The following is a 12,100-nucleotide window of genomic DNA, read 5'->3' as shown; positions in this document are numbered from 1 at the left end:
GTCGGAGCTTGTCCGCCATAGTCCCTTAGGGACGACGGCGGATGCCTTCGTGGCTATTTTATTAAGTTTTTAGTATATATTTTTTTTCTTAGTGTCTTTGTGCCTTCGTGGCTATTTTATCCAAAATTAAGCCCTCAAACTTACTATGGCATTATTGGCTCAAATCTGTATAATAATATGACTGTTTTTGTTTTCGAATAAAACTATACAGGCAGGGAGATAAAAATGAGCGATAAGTACGTCTTACTTACCAAAAAGCAAATCGAGCAGCTTGAAAACCAGAATTGTATTTGCGGCGACTGGCAGCAAGTTCTTGTCAGTTCTGACTTTAAGCCCGGCAACATTAAAAACACGACCTTTTCAGGTAAAATTAGGCTCGGCAAATTCGACAAAATGATAAGTTTTTACGGCGACGTAACCAAGCCCGCCGGCATTTACAACGCGTATCTTCACAACTGCACGGTAGGCGATAATGTTTATATTTCCAATGTAAACAACCACATCGCCAACTACGTCATCGAGGACGATTGCGTAATCGACCACATAGACCTGCTTGCCGTTGAGGGCCGGACGACATTTGGCAATGGCATCAAGGCCGTGGTTATTAACGAAGGCGGCGGCAGGGAAGTTATAATATTTGACAAGCTCACTGCCCAGATTGCGTATGTCCTTGCCCTGCACAGACATCGAACGAAGGTTCGCGAAAAAATTGAAAAGCTTATAGCTCAATATACCGACAGCGTTAAGACCGACATAGGCATCGTTGGCAAAGGCTCGCATTTATCGAATTGCGGAACGATTAAAAACGTCAAAATCGGTACTGCCGCCATTATCGGCAATGTAAAGCGTCTTGAGAATGGCACCGTTAAAAGCTGTTCCGAGGACCGGACTGAGGTTGGCGCCAGCGTTGTTGCGAAGGATTTTATCATTGCCGAGGGCGTTAAAATCAGTGAAGGCTCGATTATTTCCGATTGTTTTATCGGCCAGGCGACGAAGATGACCAAGCAGTTTTCTGCGGAGAATTCGGTTTGTTTCGCAAATTGCGGTTTCCATCACGGCGAAATATGTTCCATTTTCGCCGGCCCTTATACTGTCAGCCATCACAAATCCACATTGCTCATCGCCGGCTTATTTAGTTTCTTTAACGCCGGAAGTGGAACGAATCAGAGCAATCACATGTACAAAGTCGGCTCCGTTCATCAGGGCATTTTCGAGCGCGGCGCGAAAATGACCAGCGACGGCTACGTTATGTATCCCGCGAGGATTGGTGCGTTTTGCGTTGTGATGGGCAGACATTACGCCCATCCGGATACCGGCGATCTGCCATTCTCATACCTGTTCGAAGAAGAAGATAAAAGCTACGTCGTGCCCGGCGTAAACCTGCGAACCGTAGGAACCGTCCGCGACGGCGAAAAATGGCCCAAACGCGACGAAAGAAAAGCACCGGAAAAATCAGATTTGATTATTTTTGATGTACTAAGTCCCTATACCGTACAGAAAATTATCAAAGGACTCGATATGCTGCTCAACCTTCAGCCAGCTAATACCCATACCTCCAAGGAAGTGGTATGCAATAACCTGCACTTCAACGCAGGCGCCCTGAACAAAGGCATAGAATATTACACTATCGCCATAAATAAATTCCTCGGCGATTGCCTCATCGACAAACTTAAAAATTCAAAGCCCAATACCTCCGCCGAACTCCAGAAAATCTTTCAATCGACAAACCCCGACGGCCTGGGCAAATGGCTCGATATCGCCGGCCTGCTCGTACCTGAAAAATGCGTAAATACTCTGCTGGACGATATCGAATCTGGCAAACTGGCGACCATCGAGGAAATCATCAAAAGACTGAAAAAATATCATTCCGGCTATTCCGAATATAAATGGTCATGGGCCTGTGAAAAAATCCAAAATATAATGCAGAAACAGCCGCAGCAGTCTATAACCGAAAAAGTGCTTAAACTAATCGGCGACTGGTCCGCGGCGTGCAAAAAATTAAACGCACTCATTCTGTCCGACGCTGAAAAGGAATTCGGAGAGGTGCCGCGAATCGGGTTCGGCGTCGATGGCGATGAAGAAACAAGAGATGCCGACTTCGATGCGGTAAGAGGTACTTACGAAGGTAATAGCCTTGTAAAACAGCTTAAAGGACAGCAGGAAGTTATAACAAAAACCACCCAGGAATGGACGGATAAAGTTAAATCCCTTTCGTAAAAGACGCAAAGCTGAACTTTAGATAGCCACCAAGGCATCCGCCGTCGCTGCGAGCTATGGCGGACAGGCTCCGACACGAAACTTTATCAATTTAATTATTGTTAGCAGGAGATAAACAAAATGGGTTTTCTCAGAATGATTAGTTCAATCGCCTGTGTTATTGCCGGACTTGCTGCCGGCTGGTTCGGATTTATGCAATGTGTGTTCAGCTACATCCCTCCGGGCGGATATTTGTTCATTGGCAGGCAGGCAAGCGTTCGCACTCTGGATGGGAAAATGGACTGGGGAAAGTTAGTTCTGGGTATCCTGCTCCTGTGCGTTGCAATCGGGGCGTTTATTGTTGCCTGGAAACTATGGCCGTAGGGAAGCAACCGCAAAAACACGAAGATTGGATTTGATTAACGAACCCCGGCAAACAATGGGCGCCACCCCCTCCAAAGTTTTTATTCAAGGTTAAAAACTTTCTAAATAACTCGGGAGTTGATTATATGGACTTAAAAAGTCCACATAATCAAAAGCGCGCAATAAAAAAATTGCGCAAATGTGAAAAATAAGATTTTTTGAAAATTTTTAACTCCAAACCATACAAGCAGTTATAAATTCAGGCCAAAAAATTTTTGCGAAAAACTCGTCAAAAGCGCGCAAGTTTTCAGTAAGGGTGGAGGCACTTATATGGCCACCAAGACACGAAGTCACAAAGAAAAAATATATATATTTTAAAATTTAGTGTCCTGGTGACTTAGTGGCTAAAATTATGCAAAAAACTTATATGCCATTATATTATCCCGATTTTATCGCGCACATCGGCGTTGCGATTCTGCTTTGTTATCGCAAAATCAAATACGGCCTTGCATTCCGCAAAATCAAACTGACGCAGGAAAAATACGCGATGGTCAGTCAGGAGGATTTCGAGGAAATAAACAAACATAAATGGTCGGCAGTAAATAACCATAATGAAACTTATTACGCAATCCGCGGGATATATATTAACAGGAGAAAAAAACGGATAATAATGCACCGGGAGATTATGAAGCCGAAGGCCGGTTTTGTCGTTGACCATAAAGACGGAGACGGACTAAATAATACGAGAGAAAATCTGCGAATAGTTACGGCGGCTGAAAATGCCTATAACAGAAAGAAACATAAAAATAAATGCAGTTCTAAATATAAGGGAGTGTCCCGCGAGAAAGACAGTAAAAAATGGCGGGCAATTATCAATTATAAAGGTATTCCAATACGGCTCGGGTTTTTCGACAGTGAGATAGAGGCGGCAAAGGCATACGATGACGCGGCTAAAGAACTGTATAGGGAATACGCGAAACTGAATTTTGGGTAAAACGAAATCACTGATATCGCAGATTACGCAGATTTTTTAGCATTTATTCACTATGCTCGTATGCAGTATACTTCATACGAGCATAGATACTTAAAATTTTTGTTAACGGAGGGTTTTACGTTGGGGATTTTAGATTATGGTCATTTCGATAATGAAATCGACGCCGCAAAGGCATACGATGAGGCGGCAAGAGAACTGTATAGAGAATACGCGCATTTAAATTTTGGTTAAACAGAGCCGCGACAGTAATGGAGCGGTCAAAATCTTTTCATTGACATCAAAAATTATAAAAGATAGAATAAGTCTGTATTCTTTCGAAGCTGTATAATATGAGGAAATAGAGCGTAAAATATGGGGCAATATTTACAAAACCAACAAAGCTGGATAAGGTAACGAAAAGAAATACCGCTCCATTACTGTCGCGGGACATAAAAAGAATGACCGCTCCATTACTGTCGCGGGACGTAAAAAGAAAGACTGCTCCATTACTGTCGCGGGACATAAAAAGAATGACCGCTCCATTACTGTCGCGGGACATAAAAAGAATGACCGCTCTATTACTGTCGCGAGACATAAAAAGAAAGATCGCTCTATTACTGTCGCGGGACGTAAAAAGAATGACCGCTCCATTACTGTCGCGGGACGTAAAAAGAAATACCGCTCCATTACTGTCGCGGGACATAAAAAGAATGACCGCTCTATTACTGTCGCGGGACGTAAAAAGAAATACCGCTCCATTACTGTCGCGGGACATAAAAAGAATGACCGCTCCATTACTGTCGCGGCTCTGTAGTCATTTTCGCGCTTTCTACCGTATTGAAAAGAAGCATAGTAATTGTCATAGGTCCTACGCCGCCGGGGACGGGAGTAATCAAACTTGCCTTTTCTTTCAATCCCTCGAAATCCACATCGCCAACAAGTCTGAACCCGTTTTTCTTCGTCGCATCTGCAATGCGATTCACGCCGACATCGATAACGACAACGCCGTCTTTTACCATATCCGCTGTAATCGTATTCGGCCTTCCTGCCGCGGCGATAACTATATCAGCACGTCTCGTATGGGCGGCTGTATCCTTTGTTCTCGTATGGCAGACGGTAACGGTAGCGTTGCCGGTAGGTGACTTTTGAATCAGCATATTGGCGAGCGGCTTACCGACGATATTGCTCCTGCCGACAATAACGACCTCGGCGCCGTCGAGTTTGACGCCGCTGCGAATCAGCAGTTGAATAACGCCGTGAGGCGTGCAGGGCAGGAACGCTTTTTGACCGACGCACATTTTGCCGACACTTACCGGATGAAAGCCGTCAACGTCTTTGTCGGGGTCGATTGCCAATAAAACTTTTTGTTCGTCGATATGTTTCGGCAATGGCAATTGTACGAGAATGCCGTTGATTTTAGGGTCTTTATTCATTTTATTGACGAGTGCGAGCAAATCCTTTTCGCTCGTATCTGCGGGCAGGCGGTTATCATCGGAATAGATTCCGATTTCTGCGCAGGCTTTTTCTTTTGCGGTAACATAGGAGATAGAGGCGGGGTCTGCTCCGACGAGGATTACGCCCATACCTGGCGTTATGCCTTTGGCCTTGAGTTTTTCAACTTCTGTTTTAAGTTCTGCGCGGATATCCGCAGCGACCTGTTTACCGTCAATAATCTTTGCTGCCATAATTTCTCCAAAAATACGAAATACGAAACCCGAAATACGAAACAAATTCAAAATTAAAATGTTTCAAACAGTTTTGAGCATTTCAAGTTTGGTAATTCGATATTGTTTCGGATTTCGATATTAGAATTTAGAATTTCTTAAAATAGTCCTTTAACTTTTCCTGTTTCGGTATCGACGTCGATATTTCTGAACGCCGGATTCGAGGCTGTACCGGGCATAAGTTTAATATCGCCTGCGACAGGTACGATAAAGCCTGCGCCTTTGTAAATCATAATATCTCTGACCGGAAGTGTCCAGCCTTTTGGTCTGCCTTTTATGGTCGGGTCGTGCGAAAGTGAAAGATGCGTCTTGACCATACAGGTTCCGAGTTTCTGTGCCTGGGGGTCATTTTCAATCGCCTTTGCTTTTTCCATCGCGATGGGCGTGTATTCGACTCCATCGGCGCCGTAAACTTCTTTTGCGATAAGTTCGATTCGTTTGCGAAGCGGGGTCGTCAGTTCGTAGAGGAATTTGAAGTTATTTTTTTCTTCGCATACTGATATGACTGCCTCGGCCAGTTCTTTTGCGCCTTCGCCGCCTTTGAGCCAATGCTCCGAGACAGCGCAGAGGGCTCCGTTTTGCTCGGCTATCTTTTTAACGAGCTGGGTTTCTGCTTTTGTATCGGTATAGAAGCTGTTGATGCAGACGATGGGTTTAACGCCGCTTTTTTTGACGATTTCGATGTGTGCCAGAAGGTTTTCGCAGCCTTTTTCGACGAGCGGGAGATTTTCGCTGGTGTATTCTTCGCTCAGTGGTGCGCCGGGCTTGACGGCTGGGCCTCCGCCGTGCATTTTTAATGCCCTTATTGTCGCGACAATCACGACCGCGTTTGGCTTAAGGCCGGACATTCTGCATTTTAAGTTCCAGAATTTCTCGAAGCCGATATCGGCGGCGAACCCGCTTTCGGTTATATGGTAATCGGCAAGTTTCGTTCCGAGCATATCGGCGATAATCGAGCTTTGGCCGATAGCGATATTTGCGAATGGCCCTGCGTGTACGAAAACGGGCTGGCCTTCGATTGTCTGAAGCAGATTCGGATTTATCGTTTTTGCCATTAATGCGGTCATCGCGCCATCAACTTCGAGGTCGGCAGTGGTAACTTCGCGGCCGGATTTGCTGTAGGCGACGACGATTTTCGACATTCGTTTACGCATATCGGCAAGGTCCTTCGAAACAGCGAGAATAGCCATGACTTCGCTGGATACTGAAATGGCGAAGCCTGACTTCATTTCAAAGCCGTCCATTTTTCCGCCTCTGCCGATGACGATATCACGAAGAGACTGGGCACAAAAATCCATGACCCATTTCATCTGTACCGTATCGGGGTCGATGTCGAGACGTTTCAATTTGCTTTTTGCAAGTCTTGCGTCGTCGTAATTATTCTCGTGCTGAAGCCTGCTGGTCAGCGCGACCATAGCGAGATTGTTTGCGTTTGTGATGCAATCGATGTCGCCTGTAAGGCCGAGAGAAAGCGGAGCAAGGGGAATACATTGAGCCAGGCCGCCTCCTGCAGCGGAACCTTTGACGTTAAATGTCGGGCCGCCGCTGGGCTGACGTATGGCGCCGCAAACTTTTTTTCCGAGTTTGCCAAGACCCTGGACAAGACCGATTGTAGTGGTCGTTTTGCCTTCGCCAAGAGGAGTAGGCGTTATCGCGGTAACGTCGATATATTTTGCTCTTTGCACCGAGCCGAGCCGATTGAGAACTTTTTTGTAGTCGATTTTGGCGAGGAGTCTGCCCATAGGAATGATTTCATCGTCTTTAAGGCCGAGTTCGGCGGCGAGCTCTACGATTGGTCTTGCATCCTTTTCGGCTTCTTCGGCAACCTGCCAGTCTTTGAGTTTTGTCGGGTCAAGCATTTGTAAGTCCTTTAGCCACAGAGGGCACAGAGTTCACAGAGATATTATTACTATAACGGCAATTTTCGCGTAAAAACGTGAAATTAGATATAAACAGAGAGTGTTTTTTTTGAACTATCGTGCTATTTGATGGGGGAAAATGGGAGGTTGGCCAAGGATTTCACTGAAATCAAAAGAATCCGGCTATGGTGATTCCTTGCAGCACCCAAACGTCCCATAATTGGCTCCATATTTTCTTGATTTTCAGCAGAAAACGTCTATAATAATAGATTACTTTTAGATAAGAAGGAAGAAAATGCAATTGTTTTTGAGGATTACGAGTACCCTTTTCAGATTATTAATTTAAGGAATATTTTGGTATAATTGTGGAAATGGAAAGCTCGGTTATGTGATCAATCGTTTGATAAGGGCAATCCCGGTAATTTTTGGAGGAGTGGAAAATGGAACGGGAAACAAGAGATGTTTCTATAGGCAAAAACATATTTGGTAAACAAGTAAGGCGTGTTTTTGCCGGATGTGCCGCCATCCTGGCAGTTCTTTCGCTGGCGTCGCCGGCACACGGAGCGGAATATTCACTAATCACAAATGACTTTCGCGCGGATGCTATTGTCCGTGCTGCGGAGCTTTCGCTTCCGAACAACTTTCCGCCATCGCGGCGGTCTCGCCCTGTAACGCTTACCCCTTTCATCGCTGCTGAGAAGGGCCTGTCCCATGGTGACACGCTTACCCTCAACCTTTTTAATGACAAGGTCTATACCGCTCATATTGACAAGGTTTCCGTGAACATCAACGGTACGGTTACTGTACGGGGCCGAATAGAGGGTTATCCCCTCGGCTATGTGCTCATATCCACTACCGGAGATAGTAGTCTCGGCTCTGTCCGTATTCCCGAGAAAGACGAATACTACGTCATTCAGAGTCAACCCGACGTCCAGCAACATTATCTGTTAGAAGTGGACGTCACCCAACTCAAAAAATTGAATGACGGGCCGACGCCGATTCCGCCGCTTATTATGCCCCACCAGGAATCCGCCGAGAAGGAGATGCCCACAGCCACAGTCCAAGGTGGGCCGCTGGACCCTGCCACCATTGATGTGATGATTGTTTACACCCCGGCAGCTCTTAATCGGATCGGCGGTCTCAACAATATCAACAGTTTCATCGGGAATACCATTGCAAACGCGAATCTTGTCCTCAATAACAGCAATACCACTCTAACTGTGGATCTCGTTTACTCCGCCGAGGTCAGCTACACAGAGAGCGGCAGTTCCTATACCGACCTTGACCAGTTGACTTACACCGGCGGCGGATACTCGTCCATGGACGAAGTTCATACCTGGCGTAATCAATATGGAGCGGACCTGGTGGTGTTGTTTGCCGATGTTGAAGACGTCGGCGGGTTAGGCTGGCTTCTTAACACAACGTCGGGTTTGCCGGAATATGGTTTTTCGCTTACAAGTGTGCGGTGGGGAACCTGGGCTATAGATGATTTTGTAACTATTCACGAAATGGGTCATAATATGGGCTGCCATCACTACAAGTGGCAGACTACCCAGCCCGGCCCCGGATTGTTCAGTTATTCTGCTGGTTGGCGATGGGTGGCGAACTCTGTCAATTACTGCTCGGTGATGTCCTACGGGCAAGATGGAAGTTATAGCGGCACTCGATTAGGATACTTCTCCAACCCGGATGTTTACAACCAGGGAGTTGCTACCGGTAATGCTGCCGATGGTGATAATGCCCGTACTATTCGTGAAACAAAGAATATTATTGCTGCCTACAGACCGACGGCGCCCCCTTATAATGACATGTTTGCAAATGCAATTACGATGTCTGGTACCAGTTGGCAGGCTACGGGCAGGAATATTTGCGCGACAAAAGAATCCGGAGAGCCGAGTCATGCAGGCAATGCAGGCGGAGCATCTGTATGGTGGTACTGGACGGCACCGTTTAACGGCCAAATGACTATAGACACGTTTGGCAGCAGTTTTGATACACTGCTGGCAGTCTATACAGGAACTTCTTTCCCCTTGACAGAAATAGCATCCAATGATGATTCAGGCAGTCCGCAAAGCCAGGTTACGTTTACAGCAATTTCGGGCACTACATATCGAATTGCAGTAGATGGGCACGACGGGGCTACAGGTAATATTACTCTGAATTTATATGCCGCCGGAGAAATTGTGGCCTGGGGAAGCAACGATAACGGTGAAAGCACTGTGCCGCTGCCTAATACAGGTTTTGTCGCTATTGCGGCCGGCTGGAACCAATCGCTTGGCCTGAAACAAGATGGCTCGATTGCGGCCTGGGGGAACAACGCAAATGGTCAATGCACTGTGCCGTCGCCCAATACAGATTTTGTTGCTATTGCGTCCAACTGGGAGGACTCTCTTGGCCTGAAACAAAATAGCTCACTTGTGGCATGGGGAAACAATAATTCCGGTCAATGTACTATTCCGCTGCCTAATACAGGTTTTGTCGCCATCGCGGACGGCGGGGATCACTCGCTTGGCCTGAAGACCAACGGCTCAATTGTGGCATGGGGAAGCAACTATTACGGTCAACGCACTGTGCCTTTGCCCAATACAGGCTTTAAGGCTATTGCGGCTGGCGCGTGGCATTCGCTTGGTCTGAAACAGGATGGCTCGATTTTGGCCTGGGGAGATAACGGGTACGGTCAATGTACTTTGCCGTCTCCCAATACGGATTTTGTCGCCATTGCGGCGGGCATGTATCACTCTCTTGGCCTGAAGGCCGATGGCTCGATTGTGGCCTGGGGAGCTGGACAACCGGGACAGTCGGACTATCCGAACTACGGTCAATGCATTTTGCCGTCGCCCAATACTGGTTTTGTAGCTATTGCGGCCGGCCATACTCACTCTCTTGGCCTGAAACAAGATGGCTCAATTGCAGCATGGGGAGACGACTGGTACGGTCAATGCACAGTTCCACTGCCTAATACTGCTTTTACGGCCATCTCGGCCGGCGGGAATCACTCGCTTGGCCTGAAAGGGTGTCAGTATGCTCTAACTGTGAACTCATCCGGGACAGAGTCGGTTGGCATTAGCAGCTTCACCGGACATGAGGGAACAACAAATTATACTTACACCGTAACAAGCGGGACGACTATACTGCTGACGGCGCCTTCGACGGCGGGCGGAAAAATATTTGCCGGGTGGACGGGCGATGTAACGAGCAGCAATCAGACTATTTTCTTCCTGATAAATGGAGACAAAACGGTTATAGCGAATTTTTTACCGCCTGTGGAATTAACAATGGCAGTATCGCCGTCTGAAGGAGGAACAACAACACCTCCTATAGGAACATCATCTTTCGAAAATGGTTCGACGATACCGATTGAAGCCCATGCAAATGCAGGTTATGGTTTCCTGTCGTGGACGGCTATTCCTCAGGAGAGCGCTGTTTTCGGTAATCCCAATATCGCATCGACAACAGTTATCCTTTCAGATAATGCCGCAATAACAGCTAATTTCAATGCGCAGCCCCTGGCCGATATAAACGCAACATCAAATATAGTAATTCTGAATGAATCTAATTCGATAACGCTTGATGCAAACTCGTCAACTGATGATGGGCTGCCAAATCCTCCCGGAACTTTAACCTATCATTGGCAGAAAGTTTCAGGGCCGAATACCTGCCTGATTAAAAATCCAAATGATGTAAATACTGTTGTTGTTTTTTCGGGTTGCGGTTCATTCGAATTCAGTTTAACTATTTCCGACGGCCAGTTGCAGGATACACAATCTGTAAATGTTAGTGTGGTTTTAGATATTGTATATGTTTCAAAGTCCGGAAACGATATTACCGGCTCAGGTACCATCAACAATCCTTTTGCGTCAATAACCAAAGGTATGGATATTGTCCAGGACGACGGAAGAGTAATCGTTTTGCCGGGGACTTATTATGAGAATGTAAACTTTGACGGCAAAAGTGCAATCCTCAGCAGTGTAAATCCAGACGATATGAATGTTGTAGAAACAACGATAATAGATGCAAATAATTCAGGTTCCGCAGTTACATTTGATTCAGGTGAGGATTCAAATAGTATTCTTGCCGGTTTTACAATAACTGGCGGCAACACAGAATTAGGAGGCGGAATATATATCGATGGAGCATCGCCGATTATTGAGAAAAATATAATTACAGGCAACAGTTCGAACACCGAAGGCGGTGGAATATACTGCCAGGGAGGCTCCGCAACAATAAGATATAATAAAATCAGTGATAATTACTCTGTTTTTATAGGCGGGGTTAGTTTCGAGAGCAGCTTTGCTGTTTTGCAGAACAATCTGATAGTCGGCAATAGTGCGGATTATGATTCCGGTATAGCTTGTGTTGAGGGTCAGCCCAAAATAATTAACAACACGATATCAGGTAACGCAGCGGTATATGTTGATGATTCATCGGGTTTGGTTATAGCATCAAGTTCACTGTCACCGATAATCAGCAATAACATAATAGCGTTTAATTATGGAGCACCCGGAGTAGCCGATTTTGGCGGCTTTGACCCGAATTATTTTAGCTATAATGATGTTAATGGTCATCCAAACGGTGACTACGTTAGCCTGTATTTACTGACGCCAAACCAGACCGGCGTCAATGGTAATATATCCGAGGATCCGCTTTTTGCTGATACGGACGCTAATGATTATCATTTGCTTCCAGAGTCTCTGTTAATCGATGCAGGCGACCCGAATTCAGATTGGAGCAACGAACCTCGGCCTAATGGCGGTCGAATCAATATAGGGGCTTATGGAAATACGTCAGAGGCATCGTGCAGCGCTGCAGGTGATATTACATGGGACAAGAAAGTAGATTTTAAAGATTTTGCAAAACTTGCTTTCTACTGGCTGCAAAATGAACCATCAGTAGATATTGCCCCGTTAGTTAGTGGTGATAATATAGTTGATATAAAGGACTTGTCGGTTTTGGCAGACCACTGGCTTGAAGGGCAGTAATACTGC

The 12,100-nt window shown here is 46.1% G+C and carries 7 protein-coding genes; 4 read left to right on the top strand and 3 right to left on the bottom strand.

Annotated features, from left to right (window positions below; translation table 11 throughout):
- Window positions 1-225 precede the first annotated feature (225 nt).
- The 3 genes from WC496_09200 (at window position 226) to WC496_09190 (ending at window position 3,553) form a co-directional block, all read left to right on the top strand.
- Window positions 226-2,217 carry a DUF4954 family protein gene (locus WC496_09200; GenBank protein ID MFA5293195.1) on the top strand — a complete coding sequence of 664 codons (1,992 nt, stop codon included), beginning with the start codon at window positions 226-228 and terminating at the stop codon, window positions 2,215-2,217.
- 120 nt (window positions 2,218-2,337) lie between these two features.
- Window positions 2,338-2,580 (top strand): hypothetical protein, encoded by a 243-nt coding sequence (locus WC496_09195; GenBank protein MFA5293194.1) that lies wholly within the window; start codon window positions 2,338-2,340, stop codon window positions 2,578-2,580.
- A gap of 379 nt (window positions 2,581-2,959) precedes the next feature.
- A complete protein-coding gene (locus tag WC496_09190) occupies window positions 2,960-3,553 on the top strand; it encodes an HNH endonuclease (GenBank protein MFA5293193.1) in 594 nt (197 codons plus the stop codon).
- Window positions 3,554-3,830: 277 nt separating this feature from the next.
- Here WC496_09190 and WC496_09185 read toward each other — a convergent pair whose 3' ends face one another.
- The 3 genes from WC496_09185 to WC496_09175 all read right to left on the bottom strand — a co-directional run bounded on the left by WC496_09185 (window position 3,831) and on the right by WC496_09175 (window position 7,115).
- Complete coding sequence (locus WC496_09185; protein MFA5293192.1) at window positions 3,831-4,307, bottom strand: hypothetical protein; 477 nt, start codon at window positions 4,305-4,307, stop codon at window positions 3,831-3,833.
- A gap of 19 nt (window positions 4,308-4,326) precedes the next feature.
- On the bottom strand, window positions 4,327-5,217 hold the full coding sequence (gene folD / locus WC496_09180; protein MFA5293191.1) for a bifunctional methylenetetrahydrofolate dehydrogenase/methenyltetrahydrofolate cyclohydrolase FolD: 891 nt from the start codon (window positions 5,215-5,217) through the stop codon (window positions 4,327-4,329).
- Between the two features lie 137 nt (window positions 5,218-5,354).
- Window positions 5,355-7,115 carry a formate--tetrahydrofolate ligase gene (locus WC496_09175; GenBank protein MFA5293190.1) on the bottom strand — a complete coding sequence of 587 codons (1,761 nt, stop codon included), beginning with the start codon at window positions 7,113-7,115 and terminating at the stop codon, window positions 5,355-5,357.
- A 440-nt stretch (window positions 7,116-7,555) separates the two neighbouring features.
- Here WC496_09175 and WC496_09170 point away from each other — a divergent pair, with 440 nt between their 5' ends.
- Complete coding sequence (locus WC496_09170) at window positions 7,556-12,094, top strand: M12 family metallo-peptidase (protein MFA5293189.1); 4,539 nt, start codon at window positions 7,556-7,558, stop codon at window positions 12,092-12,094.
- Window positions 12,095-12,100 lie beyond the last annotated feature (6 nt).

Source organism: Phycisphaerae bacterium, from assembly GCA_041652575.1.
GTDB lineage: Bacteria > Planctomycetota > Phycisphaerae > Sedimentisphaerales > UBA12454 > UBA12454.
This window is presented reverse-complemented; position numbering and strand designations above follow the sequence as displayed.